This window comes from Bradyrhizobium sp. HKCCYLS3077 (assembly GCF_051167555.1).
GTDB lineage: Bacteria > Pseudomonadota > Alphaproteobacteria > Rhizobiales > Xanthobacteraceae > Bradyrhizobium.
On the sequence record NZ_JBNPTH010000001.1, the window covers coordinates 597,141 to 614,533 of the forward strand.

The 17,393-nt window shown below is 66.6% G+C and carries 13 protein-coding genes; 6 read left to right on the forward strand and 7 right to left on the reverse strand.

Features of this window, described 5'->3' with window-relative positions:
* The first annotated feature begins 26 nt into the window (after positions 1 to 26).
* Positions 27 to 368, forward strand: coding sequence for an FmdB family zinc ribbon protein (locus tag ACQR0Z_RS02600; protein WP_006614902.1), 342 nt, complete (start codon positions 27 to 29; stop codon positions 366 to 368).
* A gap of 29 nt (positions 369 to 397) precedes the next feature.
* Here ACQR0Z_RS02600 and ACQR0Z_RS02605 read toward each other — a convergent pair whose 3' ends face one another.
* From ACQR0Z_RS02605 to ACQR0Z_RS02620, 4 genes are all read right to left on the reverse strand, one after another.
* Positions 398 to 1,222 (reverse strand): MlaD family protein, encoded by an 825-nt coding sequence (locus ACQR0Z_RS02605; RefSeq protein WP_434917597.1) that lies wholly within the window; start codon positions 1,220 to 1,222, stop codon positions 398 to 400.
* Between the two features lie 57 nt (positions 1,223 to 1,279).
* Entirely contained in the window at positions 1,280 to 1,996 is a 717-nt protein-coding gene (locus ACQR0Z_RS02610; RefSeq protein WP_434917598.1) for a DUF1614 domain-containing protein, read from the reverse strand.
* A 117-nt stretch (positions 1,997 to 2,113) separates the two neighbouring features.
* Positions 2,114 to 2,680, reverse strand: coding sequence for a class GN sortase (locus ACQR0Z_RS02615; protein ID WP_434917599.1), 567 nt, complete (start codon positions 2,678 to 2,680; stop codon positions 2,114 to 2,116).
* Between the two features lie 102 nt (positions 2,681 to 2,782).
* On the reverse strand, positions 2,783 to 5,050 hold the full coding sequence (locus ACQR0Z_RS02620) for a marine proteobacterial sortase target protein (RefSeq protein WP_434917600.1): 2,268 nt from the start codon (positions 5,048 to 5,050) through the stop codon (positions 2,783 to 2,785).
* A gap of 201 nt (positions 5,051 to 5,251) precedes the next feature.
* Between ACQR0Z_RS02620 and ACQR0Z_RS02625 the strand changes: the two genes are divergently transcribed.
* A complete protein-coding gene (locus ACQR0Z_RS02625; protein WP_434917601.1) occupies positions 5,252 to 6,025 on the forward strand; it encodes a helix-turn-helix domain-containing protein in 774 nt (257 codons plus the stop codon).
* Between the two features lie 1,369 nt (positions 6,026 to 7,394).
* On the opposite strand, the gene ACQR0Z_RS02630 is transcribed toward ACQR0Z_RS02625, so the two are convergent.
* Complete coding sequence (locus ACQR0Z_RS02630; protein ID WP_434917602.1) at positions 7,395 to 8,627, reverse strand: ABC transporter substrate-binding protein; 1,233 nt, start codon at positions 8,625 to 8,627, stop codon at positions 7,395 to 7,397.
* Positions 8,628 to 8,701: 74 nt separating this feature from the next.
* A complete protein-coding gene (locus ACQR0Z_RS02635) occupies positions 8,702 to 10,252 on the reverse strand; it encodes an acyl-CoA synthetase (RefSeq protein WP_434917603.1) in 1,551 nt (516 codons plus the stop codon).
* Between the two features lie 273 nt (positions 10,253 to 10,525).
* On the opposite strand from ACQR0Z_RS02635, the gene ACQR0Z_RS02640 reads away from it, so the two are divergent.
* From ACQR0Z_RS02640 to ACQR0Z_RS02655, 4 genes are all read left to right on the forward strand, one after another.
* On the forward strand, positions 10,526 to 11,665 hold the full coding sequence (locus ACQR0Z_RS02640) for an acyl-CoA dehydrogenase family protein (protein WP_434917604.1): 1,140 nt from the start codon (positions 10,526 to 10,528) through the stop codon (positions 11,663 to 11,665).
* A gap of 130 nt (positions 11,666 to 11,795) precedes the next feature.
* Positions 11,796 to 12,965: an acyl-CoA dehydrogenase family protein gene (locus ACQR0Z_RS02645; protein ID WP_434917605.1), complete on the forward strand. Its 1,170-nt coding sequence runs from the start codon at positions 11,796 to 11,798 to the stop codon at positions 12,963 to 12,965.
* Entirely contained in the window at positions 12,965 to 13,618 is a 654-nt protein-coding gene (locus ACQR0Z_RS02650; protein WP_434917606.1) for a glutathione S-transferase family protein, read from the forward strand. The genes ACQR0Z_RS02645 and ACQR0Z_RS02650 overlap by 1 nt, the downstream gene beginning before the upstream one ends.
* A gap of 231 nt (positions 13,619 to 13,849) precedes the next feature.
* A complete protein-coding gene (locus tag ACQR0Z_RS02655; RefSeq protein ID WP_315722646.1) occupies positions 13,850 to 14,641 on the forward strand; it encodes a helix-turn-helix domain-containing protein in 792 nt (263 codons plus the stop codon).
* Here the strand turns inward: ACQR0Z_RS02655 and ACQR0Z_RS02660 are convergent.
* On the reverse strand, positions 14,611 to 17,190 hold the full coding sequence (locus tag ACQR0Z_RS02660) for a cation-translocating P-type ATPase (RefSeq protein WP_434917607.1): 2,580 nt from the start codon (positions 17,188 to 17,190) through the stop codon (positions 14,611 to 14,613). The genes ACQR0Z_RS02655 and ACQR0Z_RS02660 overlap by 31 nt on opposite strands.
* Positions 17,191 to 17,393: the final 203 nt, after the last annotated feature.

A 17,393-nucleotide genomic window follows, 5' to 3' on the forward strand; every position in this document is an offset into this window, starting at 1 on the left:
GACGACGTTGCGCAGGAGACGAGACAATGCCGGTCTATGAATATCTCTGTGATGAGTGCGGGCCGTTCACGGACATGCGCCCGATGGCGGAATGTGATGAGCCGCAGGTCTGTCCGCAATGCCGGGACATGGCGCCGCGCGTGATCCTCACCGCGCCCGCCTTCGCCTGCATGCCGGCGGAGCGCCGCACGGCGCATGCCACCAACGAGCGCAGCCGCCACGCGCCGCAGACGCTCGCGGAATACAAGGCGAAGCATGGGCCGGGCTGCGGCTGCTGCTCGCCGAAGAAGTCGCCGCGGCTGATGACCAAATCCAAAAGCGGCGCCAAGGGATTTCCGACGGCGCGGCCCTGGATGATCAGCCACTGAGCGCCAGGGGCGGCGCGAGGCGCCGTCCCCTAGCGGGACGCCGGGACCCGGCGTGGCCCTGGTGCGGGCGCCTGGCCGCCGAACTTGACGGTCATGGCGTTGGCACTGTCGCTGATATCGACCAGCGTCTTGCGGCTCTCGTCGATCACCTTCGCGGACTTGCGCTTGAAGCTGTCGACCAGCTCGCGCATCGATTTGATCTGATCGAACAACTGCCCCGGGTTGCCATCGGCGAAGCCGGGAATGGCGCCGTCGATCTTGGTGACCAGCGTATCGAAGCCCTTGAAGATGTCCTCGGCCTTGTCGATCGCGGAATCGAAGGCCGCGGTCTTGGCCTGGAGCGAGGCGGTCTCGGTCTCGAAGGTCTGCAGCGCGTCCTTGATCGCCGGCGCATTGCTGACGACGTATTTGTCGATGTTGTGCACCGTCTCGACCATGGTCTCCTGGTCCTTGAGATCGGCCGTGAGCACCGGCATGCCGTCGCGGTCGAGCGGAACGGGAGGCGCGGTCGGCGCGCCGCCGACCAGGGAGATCGCGGCGATCCCGGTCAGGCCCTGGAACTCGATGCCGGCGGTGGTGTCCTTGCGGATCGGGGCGGACTTGTCGAGCGTGATCATGGCGACGATCTTGCGCGGGCTTTCCAGATTGATCGACAGGATCTGCCCGGCCTGCACGCCGTCGAAATTCACCGGGCCGCCCTTGCGCAGGCCCGCCGCCGAGCCGCCGTCGAACACGACGCGCATGGTGCTGCGCTGCTCGGCAATGCGGCGCTTTTGCTTGATCAGGACGCCGCTGATCCCGGCCGCGACGATCGCGATCGTCAGGGTTCCGACAATAAGATTGATCGCGCGCATTCCGGGTCCGTGGCTGCCTCTGCTCGATTTTAGCCGCTAATGCCGCTGGTTGAAAGCTCAGCGCGCCAGGCCCGGGCGGGAGGGGGCGGCAAGGCCGGCCAGCAGCACCGCGAGGATGCCGGTCAGAAACACGCCGTCGAAGGTCCCGGCGCCGCCGATCGAGGCCACGGGCGCCCCCAAGCTGCCGATCTTGTCGAGGTTCATCAAATCGGCGCCGACCAGCGTGCCCATCGAGCCGCCGATATAGGCCAGCGGCGCGGCATATTCGCGCGACAGCAGGAAGGCGAGGATGGCGGTGACGACCACGGGCGCGAATACCGGAACGGCGATGCCGACACCCTGCACCGGCGTCGCCATCGCATGGATGATCACCGCGATCACCAGCACCGCAATCGAGGCGCGCAGCCACAGCTGGTAGCGCAGCACGAGATAGGTCGACATCAAGGTCGGGATCACGGCGCCGCCGACATTCACCGCGAGCAGGGTGCCTGGCCATTGATGCACCAGCGGCACGACATATTGCATACCGAAGAAGTCGATGATCTCGCCGGAGCGTGCCACCTGTCCGGGCAGCATCGTGATGGGGATGTTGAAATAGCTGCCGACCAGCGATCCCAACAGCAGCAGCATCGCCGTGCCCGAGCTGACGCCGAGCTTCATGTAGGCGTAGCGCAGGACGCCGAGCTGGATCAGGATGAGCACGACGCCGAAGGCCAGCACCAGGATGGCGAAGAAGGCGGGTGTGATCGGCAGGTAATGAAATTGGGAATGCATGTCGAAAGCGCTGCGCAGTTGAGCCGTGTCGTCCGGGCGGGATCATCCCATCAGGGCGGCACCGTGACAAATGGGCATTCGGCGCCTGGTTCCCAAGGTCGGCCATGCTTGCTCCACTCATCGATCGCCGATCAGCGTGGCATGCAGGAGGTAGCGCTCGGGCCCCTGCGTGAGCGCGTCGAATGGCCAGCAGGTCGACAGTACCAGCTCGGCCTCGTCGGCCTGCGGATCGATGCCGAACTCGTCGAAGCGGACGACGCGGGCCGCATCGGCACGGTAGCGAAAGCTTCGTCCATCGCGCCTGACGATGTCGATCTCGTCGCCAACCTTGACGTCGCGCAGGAAACGGAAATGCGTGTCGCGATGCGCGGAGTAGACGGCGATGCCGGTCTCGCCCGGCTCGGCCGTGCCCTCGACATGCCCCGCGCCGAAGGCCAGCGCCTGGCCGCTGGAGCCGGCCAACGCGATGGTGGAGACGCCGAGCCGCTTCATCTCGATACGGGCGACCGGAACGGTGTCGGCCCAGGACCAGGGCTTGACTGGCTGGCCCGTCGCGATGGTCCGGCTGAAGGCGCGATCGAGCAGCACTTGGGCGACGATGGCCTTGGCATGGATGAATGCGCCGTGGCCGAACAGGGCAGCGCCGACAAGCGCGACCGCGATCGGGACGATGAAGCGAGCCATTCTCTCTCCTCTCGTCATTGCGAGGAGCGAAGCGACGAAGCAATCCAGAGTCGCGTCCTCGGCTCCTGGATTGCTTCGCTTCGCTCGCAATGACGATCCTCCTTAGTTGGCAGCCCGTCGCCGGATGGCGACGAGCCAGATCAGTTCGAGTATCAGCAGACCCAGGCCGAGCAGCATGCTGAGCTCGGCATCGGTCGCCGTCTTCGGCAGCGTGATCGTCCCGGGCCCGGCGGGCACCACGGGTCGCTTCAGTGCGGCGAGCTGCACGTTGCCATCTGCCTCGGCGCGGCGGTCCTTCTGCATTGCCGGCATCCGGCCGCGTTCGCCGAATACCTTCTCGAATTCCCAGCCCGCCGGCAGGTTGATCGGCAGCTCGGCCAACCGCAGCGGCTCGCCGTCGGGGCGGCGCGGGGTCTTGTCGACGGCGATGAGGCTGGTCAGGCGGGTCACCAGCTGGTGCTGCAGCGCCAGCTTGAGGATGGCGCCGTCGGCTTCCTCCGGCGTCATCTGCCGCATCGTCTTCGCCACCTCGGCGTCGCCGATCTTGCGCCGCGCCCACAGCTTGGACAGGCCCTTGCCTTCGGCGGCGCTGGACAGCGGCAGCGTGATCGTCCAGGGCTGGTCGCCGATGCGGCCCTTGAGCTGCAGCGCGCCGGCGAGGCGGTCGATTTTGGCAGCCAGCACCAGCGGCTCGTTGCGATAGACGTCGGGCAGCACGGCGGGCGTCAGATCGGCCGAGGCTTCCGAGAACGTCGCGGTCAATCCCGTCACCACCGGATTCTCCAGCTTGGCGAACAGGTCGCGCATGCGCTCCTCGACCTGCTCGACCGTGCCGATATGGGTGAAGGCGCCGCGGCCGAGCTCGGCGGCGCGGCTCATCAGATAGGTGTTCGGCGCCGAGCCGATGCCGACCATGAAGATGCGCGAGCGGCCGCGCATCGCGGTGATGGTCTCGAACAGCTGCTGCTCGTTGCCGATGGCGCCGTCGGTCAGGAACACCACCTGGCGCACGCGATCGGAGTCACTGCCGTCATCGGTCAGCGCCGCGCGCATCGCCGGCACCATCTCGGTGCCGCCGCGCGCCTCGAGCGCACCGACGAAGCTGGTGGCGTTGCCGACATGCTCGGCATCGGCAGGCACCGAGGATGGAAACAGCACCGTCATCGTGTCGTCGAAGCGGATCACGTTGAAGCGATCGCCCGGCTGCAGCCGTCCCAGCGCATAGAGCAGGCTGGCCTTGGCCTGGCGGATCGAGGTGCCGCCCATCGAGCCGGAATTGTCGATCACGAAGATGACGTCGCGCGGCTGCGGGCGCTGCGTCGTTGCTGCCACCGCGGGCGGCGTGAGGAAGGCGAGCAGGTAGTCGCCGTCGCCGACCTGCTCGTGGAACAGCCCGACCGACGGCATCTTCTCCGACGCCGGCTTCCAGGTGAGCTCGAAATCGCGATCGGCCGGCACCACGCCTTCGGCCAATGTCACGACGCGCGTCTTCGCATCGGGGCTGTCGATCGTCACCTGGTGATGGTGGCTCTTGACCTCGCCGAGCGCGAAGCCCGCCTGCAGCCGCACGGTGATGCGGGTCGGATTGACCGGAGCATCCTGGGCAGGATCGAGTACCTCCGGTGAAATGCGGTCGCGATCCGGCACCGGATCATTGCTCGCCGCGCCCCAGCCGTTGCTGTCCGGGCGGAGATCGACGCTCTGCACGATCGGCTTGGGATTGTAGCGCGGCGCCACCACCAGCGGCACCCGCAGCGCGAATTCGCCGGCGACCTGGGCCACGGGCTGCTGATATTCGATTTGCACCAGCACGGTCTCGCCGGGGCCGATATTGGCGAGCGAGTTGGTGAAGATGTTCGGCCGCTCCTGTTCGGTGAGCGCGGCGGTCTTGCCGTCGCGCTTGGCCTGCTCGTAGATCACCTTCGCCTCCTGGCGCGGCTTGATGTCGCCGACCACCACGCGGTCGCCGACGATCATCTTCAAGCTGTCGACCGCGCTGTCCGGCGGCAGCGGATAGACGTAGACGGCCTCCAGCCATTGCGAGCTGGTGTTCCTGAACAACTGCGTCACGCGCGCCCGCGCGGTCGGACCCGACACGACGATGTCGACGTCGATGCCGAGCCTTGGCGCTTCCACGTAGCCGCCATCGCTCTTGAACAGCAGCGCGCCGGAGCGGGCATCGCCCGGCTTGGTCAGCGGCGCCAGCGGGCCCTCGGCCGACCAGCCAGGCGTGATGCTGAGAAACAGCGCGGTGAAGCCGACCAGCGCCACGGCGGCGGCTTGCAGCAGCAGGAACAGCAGCATGGTCACGATCCAGGACCGGACCGGATGGCGGCTGCTGCGGATGTCATAGTCGATGGTGTCGCTCATCAGGGGCTCCGCAACGAACAGAATGGGGCAGGTTGAGAGTGAGCGGGCGCCGTAATCGCCGCGAGCGGAATGGTCGGTCTTGTTCGGCCGCCGCCCGCCCGGCTTCGTCCGGTGGTGCGCGAGGAGGCGGCTGATCTGTCCGGGTTTGTGCTGTTTTGTCCGTCTGCTAGAAGAGACCTGGGTCATGCGGCAGGGACCAGGATGTCGATATCGGACAACAGCGAGCTCACGGACGAGCAGAGCCGGCAGGTGGCGGAGACCATCCGCGAGGAGATCGCGCGGCGCCGGATGTCGCGGCAGGCGCTGGCGGAGCAGGCCAAGCTGAGCCTGTCGACCCTGGAGAAGGCGCTCGGCGGCCGCCGCCCGTTCACGCTCGCGACCATCGTCCGGCTCGAGCAGGCGCTCGGCATCTCCCTGCGCAAGGCGCCGAGCGCGCCCGCTCCGGCGCCGCCCGCGAGCGGCGGCATCGCGCCCGACAGTCTCGGCTCCTATTCGCGCCGCGCGGTGGAGTGGATCGAGGGCACCTATGTGACCCTGCGGCCGTCGTTCGGCGACAAGGACGCGATCTACGCCTACCGCACCGACATCGTCTGGGACGATGCGGTTTCGTCGCTGGTGTTTCGCGAGGGCGCGCGGCTCGACGCGGCCTTTTCGCAGTTCGGCGAGGTCGCCGTGCCCAACCAGTCCGGCTTCGTCTACCTCGTCACCAACCGCCACGGCCAGCACCGCCTGATCACGGTATCGCGCCCGACCATTACCGGCGAGATGTACGGCATCATCACGACCTTGCTGGCCGGGCGCGGCTCGCTGCTGACCCCGATCGCGGCACCGATTGCGCTGCTGCCGCTACGGAATGTGGTGGAGCCGAGTTTTGGGCGGCTCGGGGCGGATGATCCGAACTATGCGTTTTATCGCGAGCATCTGCGCAAGACGGTGGAGGAGCCGTTCGCGCTGTTCGTGCAGGGCGTGCCATAAGGTTTGTCTCGACCTGTAGGGTGGGCAAAGGCGCGCCTACACTGCTTGCGTCACAAGCTCCGCCGCATCGCGCGCCGTGCCCACCATTCGCTCCGAGCATGCCGAACGACGGTGGGCACGCAACCGCCTACGGGCGTCTGCTTTGCCCACCCTACGGCAGTTTGCATCGTTGCGCATACTATCAACCGACGTCATTGCGAGCGCAGCGAAGCAATCCAGCGTCCTCGCGCGGCCCTGGATTGCTTCGCTGCGCTCGCAATGACGGAGCTCGTGGGAACCATGGTGCATCTACAAACTCAGCGTCGTCCCGGCGAACGCCGGGACCCATACCCCCAGGGAGCGGTTTGAGTCCGGCTGGTCGTTGGCTTTTGCGCACGACATCACCGCCGCGGAGTCTGGGTCCCGGATCGGCGCAATGCCGCGCTTCGCGCGTCACGGCTTGTCCGGGACGACGGCGTTAGGTGGGGCGGATTCACGGGATCAAACAGCACGACGTTCGAACAGCCGAACGCCTCAGCGGCAGATCGGATCGATCAGCCGACAATCGACTGAGGACATGTCGTCGCAGTCTCGCGGCGAAACTCGCCCGAGGTCTGCAATCAGTCCGTCCCTCTTCAAGTGCAGAGGGCGCAGGGAATGCCGGGTGAAGGCCTCACCCATGGCCCGCCTGCGTAAAAAAATGCAGGCGGCAGGTACCACAGGTTCAGCCGACATTCCGGCATTCCCTGCGCGATGGGCTTACGGCTGCTTCGCGATCTCCCCGGTGCGCCGGCTTGTTGGCCACCGTCATCCACGCCGTGCATCTGCAGCGGTGCAGACTTGACCTCAGCTTCGGGAGGTCAGGACCACGCGACTTGACCGTCCATGGGCTGCCGTTCGTCCGCGCATCCGAAGACACGCTGCGGCACCACCACGGCCATCGCCTCCCCACCTCGCGTGTCGTGACGATCGCGCGCAACGCCCCTCTGCGGTGAGGCGGGATGGGCGGGAGATCATCATGATTTCGGAAAAATGTAAATATGGTTTTTATAATCGGAAGCTGCGCCAGGGCGGCGGTGAGCTCCCCTCCCCCCTTGCGGGGAGGGGTCGGGGGTGGGGGTCCGCGAATTTCGCTCGAAATGATGAAAAAGAATAGCAGGAGCGCACCGGGAAGGCCGACATGGGGCGTGCCCTTCACTTCATTCGGAGTGCGGGGACCCCCACCCCCGACCCCTCCCCGCAAGGGGGAGGGGAGCCGACCGCCACTGGGGGGAGAGCGGGGCTCAAGCGATGAGTGGCTGCCAAAGGCTTGTCATCGACGTGTCGGGCGTTGAGATGTGGTGCGCCAGCATTGCTGCGCTGCCTGGCGCGCCACGCCGCCGTCTCCTACCTACCCCCCGACATCCGCACTGATGATATCCCCGAACAAGTCCCACTTGCCGCCCTTGAACTGCATCATCTTGAGCTGCTCGATCGGGGCGAAGTCGTTCGGGCCGGTGTTGACCTTGATGCCAGGAATCAGGGTGTCCGGCGCAAAATCCTTCAGGCTGGCGGCCTGCTTCATGACGTTCTCGCGGGTGAGATTGTCGCCGCACTGCTTCAGGGTCTGCACCATGGTCTGCGCCGCGGCGTAGCCATAGGCGAGGTTGGCGTCGGAGATGTTGGCGCCGGGCATGTACTTGTCGATGAAGGCCATGAACTTCTTCATGCCCTCGTCGTCCTTCCATTGCGGATCCGACGGGTCCTTGAGATAGCCGGCCGACAGCACGCCCTCGGAGGCTTCGAGGCCCGCCGGCTTCATCACGGCGCCGATCGAGATCGAGACGTCGGTCATGACATGCATCGGCTTCCATTCCAGCTCGGCGATCTTCTTGATCGCCTGCGCCGCGAATTTCGGCGTGGCGATGTTGACGAACACGTCGGCGCCGGTGCCCTTCAGCTTCACGATGTGGGCGTCGATCGACGGCTCGGAAGTCTCGTAGCTCTCCTCCGCGACGATCATCGTCTTCGCCTTGTCGCCCAGCACCTCCTTGATGCCGAGGACGTAGTCCTTGCCGAAATCGTCATTGGCGTAGAAGATCGCGATCTTCGCGTTCGGCTTCTCCTTGAGAATGTACTTCGCGAAGATCCGCGCCTCGACGCGGTAGCTGGGCTGGAAGCCCATCGTCCAAGGGAAGTCCTTCGGGTCGTTCCATTTGCTGGCGCCGGTGGCGAGGAACAGCTGCGGCACCTTCTTGGCGTTGTGATATTTCTGAACGGCGGTCTGGGTCGGCGTGCCCAGCGCATTGAAGACGAGGAACACCTCATCGCTCTCGATCAGCTTGCGCACCTGCTCGACGGTCTTGGGCGGGCTGTAGGCGTCGTCATAGGAGATGAAGTTGATCTTGCGGCCGTTCACGCCGCCCTGATCATTGATCATCTTGAAATAGGCTTCCTCGGTCTTGCCGATGATGCCGTAGGCCGAGGCCGGGCCGCTATAGGCCTCGACATTGCCGATCTTGATCTCGGTGTCGGTAACGCCGGTGTCGTACTTCTTTTGCGCGAGCGCGCTGTGGCTCGCCACGATGGAGAACGCGGCGGCGGCCGCGAGAGACAGCAGAGTCCTGGTCGTCATCGGCAACATTCCCTGGGCTTCCTCTGGTTGGTCTTGTGTTTCTTCTTGGTCGGCAATGCGCGGCTTCGGCCGCGCATCGAGGATCACGACGCCTGCTGGACGAGATCGACCGCCGAGGCCGTCGCGTAGCTCTTGCGCAGCGTCGGCTTGTGGATCTTGCCGGTGGCGTTGCGCGGCAGCGCGTCGACGAAGCGGACCGTGCGCGGGCATTTGAAGCGGGCGAGATTGGCCTGGCAGTGCGCGAAGATGTCGGCCTCGCTCAGGCTCTGACCGGGCTTGACTGCGACGATCGCCATGCCGGTCTCGCCCCATTGCGGGTCGGCGATACCGATCACCGCGGCCTCGGCCACCGCGCTCAGCTGGTGCAGCACGCTCTCGACCTCGGCCGGATAGACGTTCTCGCCGCCGGAGATGTACATGTCCTTCCAGCGGTCGACGATGTAGTAGAAGCCCTCCTCGTCGATGCGGGTGGCATCGCCGGTGTGCAGCCAGCCGTCGGTGAAGGAGGAGCGGTTGGCGTCCGGCCGGTTCCAATAACCGGGCGTCACGTTCGGGCCGCGCACCCACAGCTCACCGAGCTCGCCGGTCGCGGCATCGCTGCCGTCGGGACGGACGATGCGCACTTCCGTGTGCAGCACCGGCTTGCCGGCGGAGCCGGCCTTGCGCGCGGCATCCTCGCGGTCGAGCGCGAGCACGGCGGGCGAGGTCTCGGTCATGCCGTAGCCCTGCTGGAGCGCGACGCCGCGCTTCTCCCAGGTCTCGAGCAGCGGCACCGGCATCGGCGCGCCGCCGACGCCGCCGATCACCAGCCGGCTGAAATCGGCGGTCGCGAACGCCGGATGCTGCGCCATGAACTGGTAGATCGCGGGCACGCCGAAGAACACGTTGATGCCGTGGGCGGGCTCGCTGATGAGCTGCAGCGCCTGGCCGGGATCGAAGGCGCGCATGATCAGCACGGTGGCGCCGACATGCAGCACCGGATTGGTGTAGCAGTTGAGTCCGCCGGTGTGGAACAGCGGTAGCACGGTGAGTAGCACCGAGGATGGCGTGATGTAGGCGGGGCCGCCGAGATTGACGCAATTGTAGAACGTCATGCCGTGGGTGATCATCGCCCCCTTCGGCTGGCCGGTCGTGCCCGACGTGTACATGATGGTCGAGACGTCATCGAGCGTCACCGGCTCGCTCGCGGCGAGCGGCTTGGCCGACGCGATCGCCTGCTCGTAGCTGCCGCCGGGACCATAGCGCAGCGCCGTGGCGACGCCGCAGAGTCGCGCAACCGCGAGCGCGGTGTCGGTGAGGTCATCGTCGTGAATCATCACTTTCGGCGCGCAATCGCCGATGATGAACTGCAACTCGGGAACGGTCAGGCGGGTGTTAAGCGGCACGAAGATCGCGCCGACGCGGAAGCAGGCGAACTGCACTTCCAGCGTATCGGTGGCGTTCAGCGCCAGGACAGTGACGCGGTCGCCCTTACTGACGCCGCAGGCTTCGCGGAGATGGCCGGCGAGGCGGGCAACGCGGGCGTCGAACTCGGCATAGGTGAAACGCCGGTTGCTGCCGAGATCGACCATGGCGGTCTTGGCAGGGGTCCTCCGCGCATGATGCGCAATCCAGTCGTAATACCGTACTGGCACGCGTTCCCTCCTCGTGTCAGGCGGTCTGGTGCCGCCTTGATCGCGATTGTGTCTGGCCTGCGCGTCCCGTCTCCCCGGAGGCCGGCGGGACGCGCGGCGTTTTTGACCGCGAGTGGGCCGGTGAGTGCAATGCACTGTCTTGCGTCAAGGCGCTGGTTGGCTGTCACGAAGCTGCGGCGCGCTGCACGTGATGTCGGCCGTCAGCGCCTCGACGCAAGGCGATACCGCGGCTTCCGGTCATCCTGGCGACACAGCAACCAGAGCCCGGCAGCGATGACGAAAAGCCCGTTCTACACCGCCGAGCACGAGGCCTTCCGCGACGTCGTCAGGCGGTTCGTCGACAAGGAGATCGCACCGTTCGCGAACGCCTGGGACGAGGCCGGCGAATTTCCGCGCGCGCTCTATGCCAAGGCGGCCGAGATCGGCCTGCTGGGCCTGGGCTTCCCGGAAGAGTTCGGCGGCGTGGCGGCGGATCAGTTCATGCGGATCGTGTCGTCGCAGGAGCTGGCGCGGGCAGGCAGCGGCGGCGTCAGCGCCAGCCTGATGAGCCACAGCATCGGCGCGCCGCCGATCGCGCGCGCGGCAAGGCCGGAGGTCCGGGCGAAGGTGTTGCCGGAGATTCTCGCAGGGCAAAAGATCTCGGCGCTGGCGATCACCGAACCGAGCGGCGGCTCGGATGTTGCCAATCTCCGCACCAAGGCGGTCCTCGACGGCGATCATTACGTGGTCAGCGGCGAGAAGACGTTCATCACCTCAGGGGGGCGCGCCGACTACATCACCGTAGCAGTGCGCACGGGTGGACCCGGACCGGCGGGTGTCAGCCTGCTGCTGATCCCAGGCGACACGCCGGGATTGACGCGGACCAGGCTGAACAAGATGGGCTGGTGGGCGTCGGATACCGCGACGCTGCACTTCGACAACTGCCGTGTCCCGGTCGAGAACCTGATCGGCGAGGAGGGGCAGGGCTTCAAGCTGATCATGCATAATTTCAACAGCGAGCGGATGGGCATGGCGGCGAGCTGCACCGCGTTCGCCCGCGTCTGCCTCGACGATGCCATCGCCTATGCCAGAGAGCGCCAGACCTTCGGCAAGCCGCTGGCGCAGCATCAGGTGATCCGCCACAAGCTCGTCGACATGGCGCAGCGCGTCGCGGCGTCGCAGGCGATGCTGGAGATGCTGGCGTGGCGGCTCGAACAGGGCGATAATCCCGTGGCCGAGATCTGCATGATGAAGAACCAGGCGACGCAGACGATGGCGTACTGCGCCTCCGAAGCGGTGCAGATCTTCGGCGGCGCGGGGTTCATGCGCGGCGTGCGCGTGGAACGCATCTATCGCGAGGTCAAGGTCAACGCCATCGGCGGCGGCACCGAGGAGATCATGAAGGATCTGGCCAGCCGGCAGATGGGATTGTGAGCCACGCTTTTTCAGCTCGTCATGCCCGACCCGGGCATCTACGCTGGCACCACAACAGAACAACGACGTGGATGGCCGGGACAAGCCCGGCCATGACGTCAAAATAAACGCGACAGGAGCCCGAGGAAGAATGCTCTTCACCGCCGACCACGACGAACCGCGCCGCATCCTGCAGAAGTTCATCGCCGCCGAGATCAATCCCCATGTCGACGAATGGGAACAGGCCGGCATCTTTCCGGCGCATGAGCTGTTCAAGAAGCTCGGCGGCCTCGGCTATCTCGGCCTCAACAAGCCGGTCGAGTTCGGCGGCCAGGGGCTGGACTATTCCTACGCGCTGATGATGGCCGAGGAGCTCGGCGCCATCACCTGCGGCGGCGTGCCGATGGCGATCGGGGTGCAGACCGACATGGCGACGCCGGCGCTGGCGCGGTTCGGCTCCGATGAGCTGCGGCGCGAATTCCTGGCGCCCGCGATCTCCGGCGATGCGGTGGTCTGCCTCGGCGTGTCGGAAACCGGCGCGGGCTCGGACGTCGCCTCGATCAAGACCACGGCCCGCTCCGATGGCGACGACTACGTCATCAATGGCGGCAAGATGTGGACCACCAACGGCACGCAGGCGGACTGGATGTGCCTGCTCGCCAACACCAGCGACGGGCCGGTTCATCGCAACAAGTCGCTGATCATCGTGCCGATGAAGACCAAGGGCGTGCAGATCGCCCGCAAGCTCGACAAGCTCGGCATGCATTCGTCGGACACCGCGCAGATCTTCTTCGACAATGTCCGCGTGCCCAAGCGCAACCGCGTCGGCGAGGAGGGGCAGGGCTTCACCTACCAGATGCTGCAGTTCCAGGAGGAGCGGCTGTGGGGCGCGGCGGCCTGCCTGAAATCGCACGAATACATCATCGCCAAGACGATCGAGTACACGCGCGAGCGCAAGGTGTTCGGGCGCAGCGTGCTCGACAATCAGGTGGTGCATTTCAAGCTGGCGGAGATGCAGACCGAGGTCGAGCTGCTGCGTGCGCTGATCTACCGCGCGGCCGAGGCGCTGATCGCCGGCGAGGACGTCACCCGGCTCGCGACCATGGCCAAGCTCAAGGCCGGGCGGCTCGGCCGCGAACTGACCGATGCCTGCCTGCAATATTGGGGCGGCATGGGCTTCATGAACGAGACGCCGGTCAGCCGCGCCTATCGCGACGCCCGGCTGACCTCGATCGGCGGCGGCGCCGACGAGGTGATGCTGACGATCCTGTGCAAGATGATGGGGACATTGCCGGGGACCGGCAAAGCGGGGAATGCCTGATGATCACGCTGTATCATTGCGACGGCGCCCGCTCGTTCCGCCCGCTGTGGATGCTGGAGGAGCTCGGAGCTGACTACGAGTTGAAGATGTTGCCGTTCCCGCCGCGGGTGCTGGCTAAGGAATATCTCGCGATCAATCCGCTCGGGACCATTCCGTTCATGATCGATGGCGAGACGAAGATGACGGAGTCCTCGGGCATCTGTCACTATCTCGGCATCAAGCATGGCCCGACCCCGCTGATGGTCGGACCTGAGGAGAAGGATTACGGCGCGTTCCTGAACTGGATGTATTTCTCCGATGCGACGCTGACGTTCCCGCAGACGCTGGTATTGCGGTACACGCAGCTCGAGCCTGAGGAGCGCCGCTCGCCGCAGGTCGCCACGGACTATGCCAAATGGTTTCTGGGCCGGCTGCGCGCGGTGGAGGCAGCGACTGGGAATGCCGAATTCCTGTGCGGTCGTTTCACCGCGGCGGACATCGTGATCGGTTACGCGTTGCGCCTGGCGGACACGCTCCACCTCGCCAAGGATTTCGGGCCGAATGTGGCGGCGTATTGGGCGCGTCTGCAGCAGCGCGAGGGCTACAAGCGGGCACGCGCGGCTGAGCAGCGTGCTGGTGAAGAGCAGGGCATCAAGCCGCGCGTCAGGCCGTGAGTTGCGCACGTCATTTCGGGGCTCCGTCATTCCGGGGCGATGCGTCGCATCGGATCCGGAATCTTGAGATTCCGGGTTCGCGCTGACACACGCCCCGGAATGACGGACATCTCGAATCGGTGAGTTAACCGCGACAAAAATCGGCAGTCGTCGCCGATGACAGCGGCGCGAATTGCGCTATGGTTCTCCTCCAAAGAAGCGGCCGCAGAGTCGCGCCTCAGGAGGAAGACCATGGATGTTTCCCGCCGGGACTCCGGCCATCTCATGCTGATTACGCCCGAGCGCGTGTTCTACGCCGGGCTGCTCGGCCGACCGCGCCAGCGCTGCTCGGGCGCACTGCACATTTACGTCGCGCTGACCGGCAGCCTGCGGCTGCTGCCCGAGGGCGGCGAGGCGCGGTGTGGCGAGCTGCTGGTGGTGCCGCCGAACAAGCAGCATACGATCGAGAGCGACTACCGCACCGTCATTGTCGTGACGATGGAGCCGGAGAGCGTGCCGATCGGCACGCTGGATCGCTTCGCGGCCAAGGTCACGCGCGAGGCCGAGGCCTTCGCCTGCCGCATCCGCGCCGCCTATGAGGAACTGGTGCAGCGGCCGCTGTCCGGCGACGTCACCAGCGCGGTTTTCGACCGTCTGTGCTTCGGCGAGGTGCTGCCGCAACGGACGCTCGATCCGCGCGTGGTCAAGGCGATCGGCCTGATCAGCCGCTTCTCCGGCGAGCCGGCGACCGCCGAGAGCTGCGCCGCCGCGGTGGGCCTGTCGACGTCGCGCTTCCTGCATCTGTTCAAGGAGGAGACCGACATCTCCTTCCGCTCGTTCCGTGCCTGGAAGCGCGCGCGGCATCTCCTGAACTACGCCAATCAGGATCTGAACCTGGCGCATCTCGCGCAGGACATCGGCTATCCCGATTCCACGCATTTCAGCCATTCGATCCGCCGCTTCTACGGCCTGAAGCCGCGCGCGATCTTCTCCGGCTCGCGCGATCTCGCGATCTACCGCGCCGGCGAGGCGGCGCTGACCTGATCGGCTCTCGCGCGGCGCGTCAGCGCGGCGCGCAGCGGGAATTTCGACAGCTCCAGCACGATCAGCGTGCTGATCGCGGCCGCCGCGGTCAGCGCGAGGTCGTCGGCGTGCAGCGGCCCGAACTTGAACAGCGCCGCGACCGGCGGCACCGTGAGGCTGGTCGCGAGCACGGCCACGACGACCGCGATCACCAGCAGCAGCACGCGGTTCGGCCGCAGCAGCGCCTCGCGCAGCGAGCTCGAGAACGAGCGGTTGACGAAGATCAGGCTGACGATCACCGACACCAGGGTGAAGAACACCAGCGCTCGCAGCTCGTCGTCGGGCATGCCGTTGCGGTGCGCCAGCAGCAGCACGCCGCCGGTGGTGATGACGGCGAGCAGGCCTTGCAACGCACCCCACAGCACCAGCGGGCGCGGCAGCAGCGCTTCCTTCGGATCGCGCGGCCGCCGCCGCATGACGTCCTCCTCCTCGGTCTCGGCCTCGAACACCAGCGAGCAGACGGGATCGATGATCATCTCGAGGAAGGCGATGTGAATGGGTCCGAGCAGCAGCGGCAGGCCGGTGAGGAGCGGCAGCAGCGCGAGGCCTGCGATCGGAAAATGCACCGCGAGGATGAAGCTCATCGCCTTGCGCAGATTGTCGTAGATCCGCCGGCCCAGCCGGATCGCCTTGACGATCGAGCCGAAATCATCGTCGAGCAGCACGATCGCGGCCGCCTCGCGCGCGACGTCGGTGCCGCGGCCGCCCATCGCGATGCCGATATGCGCGGCCTTCAGTGATGGCGCGTCGTTGACGCCGTCGCCGGTCATGGCGACGATCTCGCCGTCGGCCTTGAGCGCGGAGACGATGCGCAGCTTTTGTTCCGGCATGATGCGCGCGAAGGCCGTCGGCGTGCGCGCGGCGCGCGCCAGCGCATCGTCGTCGAGATCGGCAAGCTCGGGGCCGGTGATGACGCGTTCGGGATCGAGCCCGGCCTGCCGCGCGATCGCCGCGGCCGTGGCCGGATAATCGCCGGTGATCATGAGCACACGGATGCCCGCGGAGCGGCATTCGGCGACGGCGTTGGGCACCTCGGCGCGCAGAGGATCGGCGAAGCCGACGAGGCCGCGGAAGCTGAAGGCGAAGCCCCGCTGGGTCTCCGGCAACGTATCGTCGCCCCAGCGCGCCTCGGCGACGCCGAGCACGCGCAAGCCGTCGACCGCGAGCGTCTCGACACGGGCCTGCAACCCCGCCAATTCGGTGTCGGTGAAGCCACACAGCCTGGCGATGGCTTCAGGCGCGCCCTTGGCCGCGACCATGCTGACGCCGTCACGCGACCAGACATTGGTCATCGCAAGCAGATCGGGACGCAGGCCATAGCGCCGCTGCAGGCTGGCGCCGGCGGTTGCGTCGGGGCCGAGGGCCTGCAGCGCCGTCTCCATCGGGTCGTGCGACTGCGGGTCGCAGGCCAGCACGGCGGTCGCGACGAGATCGCGGAAATCCGCGGTGACCGCATCGGGCGATGACGTCGTCGGTTGCAGCGTCACGCCGTCCGCCCGCACCAGCCGCGCCACCATCATCCGGTTCTGCGTCAGGGTGCCGGTCTTGTCGGTGCACAGCACAGTGGCGGCGCCGAGCGATTCGATCGCGGCGGCCCGCCGCGTCAGCACGCGCGCCTGCGAGATGCGCCAGGCGCCCATCGCCAGGAACACCGTCAGCACGACCGGGAATTCCTCGGGGAGCATCGACATGCCCAGCGCGATGCCGGCGAGCAATCCTTCGAGCCAGCCGCCGCGATACAGCGCGTAGAGCACGACGGTGATCGCCACCACCACGGCGCCGCCGATCGCGAACGCCATCACGAGACGCCGCGTCTGCTGGCGGAGGCGCGGCGTCTCGGTCTCCAGCGTGCTGACCGACTGCCCGATCCTGCCGATCGCCGTGCGCGGTCCGGTCGCCATCACCTCGGCAATGCCGCCGCCGCGCACGACGAGGCTGCCGGAGAACACGAAGGGCTGATCGTCGCCGCCGGCTGCGACAGGGGCGGCGCTGTCCGCATCACTTGCCGGCCGCTTGCGTACCGGCACGGATTCGCCCGAGAGCAGCGATTCATCCGTCAGCAGATCGTCGCATTGCCGCAGCACGGCATCCGCCGCGACGCGATCTCCTTCCGCCAGCACGATCATATCGCCGCGCACCACTTCGCGGCCGGCGATGCGGCTGCGCTCGCCGCCGCGGATGACGAGCGCCCGCGGGCTGGAGAGATCGCGCAACGATTCCAGCACGCGTTCCGTGCGCGCCTCCTGCACGATGGTGATGAACACCGACGCCGAGGCGAACACGCCGAGCAGCACGGCTTCGGCCATATCGCCGAGCGCGAGATAGATGCCGGCGCCCGCGAGCAGCAGGAGCAGCATCGGTTCCTTCAGCACGTCCGCGATCAGCCGGATGATCGAGCGCGCGCCCGCCTGCGGCAGCTCGTTGAAGCCCTCTGCCTGCAGCCGCCGCGCCGCCTCGGCGGCGCTCAGCCCGTTTGGAAACGTTGGCGCCGGTTGTGTGTCGGTGGGCATTGCACGCTCGATCTGGAGGGCAGACAGGGACCGCTTAGCGTCGATCACAGGCCGCAGGCTTGACGCAAAGCAATAACGGGAAAGCGCTGTTCCAACCAGCGAGTCAACGCAAGCAGATCGCGCCGCGACATCATCATATGGGCGCAGACCTGCACCGCGCTGCTTGCGTGAAAGCTTCTTCGAACGAGTGTCAGAACGACTGC

Bases quoted from the DNA above. Each gene is read 5' to 3' on its own strand.
- ACQR0Z_RS02600 (WP_006614902.1), top strand. From the start codon at position 27: ATGCCGGTCTATGAATATCTCTGTGATGAGTGCGGGCCGTTCACGGAC.
- ACQR0Z_RS02605 (WP_434917597.1), bottom strand. From the start codon at position 1,222: ATGCGCGCGATCAATCTTATTGTCGGAACCCTGACGATCGCGATCGTC.
- ACQR0Z_RS02610 (WP_434917598.1), bottom strand. From the start codon at position 1,996: ATGCATTCCCAATTTCATTACCTGCCGATCACACCCGCCTTCTTCGCC.
- ACQR0Z_RS02615 (WP_434917599.1), bottom strand. From the start codon at position 2,680: ATGGCTCGCTTCATCGTCCCGATCGCGGTCGCGCTTGTCGGCGCTGCC.
- ACQR0Z_RS02620 (WP_434917600.1), bottom strand. From the start codon at position 5,050: ATGAGCGACACCATCGACTATGACATCCGCAGCAGCCGCCATCCGGTC.
- ACQR0Z_RS02625 (WP_434917601.1), top strand. From the start codon at position 5,252: ATGTCGATATCGGACAACAGCGAGCTCACGGACGAGCAGAGCCGGCAG.
- ACQR0Z_RS02630 (WP_434917602.1), bottom strand. From the start codon at position 8,627: ATGTTGCCGATGACGACCAGGACTCTGCTGTCTCTCGCGGCCGCCGCC.
- ACQR0Z_RS02640 (WP_434917604.1), top strand. From the start codon at position 10,526: ATGACGAAAAGCCCGTTCTACACCGCCGAGCACGAGGCCTTCCGCGAC.
- ACQR0Z_RS02645 (WP_434917605.1), top strand. From the start codon at position 11,796: ATGCTCTTCACCGCCGACCACGACGAACCGCGCCGCATCCTGCAGAAG.
- ACQR0Z_RS02650 (WP_434917606.1), top strand. From the start codon at position 12,965: ATGATCACGCTGTATCATTGCGACGGCGCCCGCTCGTTCCGCCCGCTG.
- ACQR0Z_RS02655 (WP_315722646.1), top strand. From the start codon at position 13,850: ATGGATGTTTCCCGCCGGGACTCCGGCCATCTCATGCTGATTACGCCC.
- ACQR0Z_RS02660 (WP_434917607.1), bottom strand. From the start codon at position 17,190: ATGCCCACCGACACACAACCGGCGCCAACGTTTCCAAACGGGCTGAGC.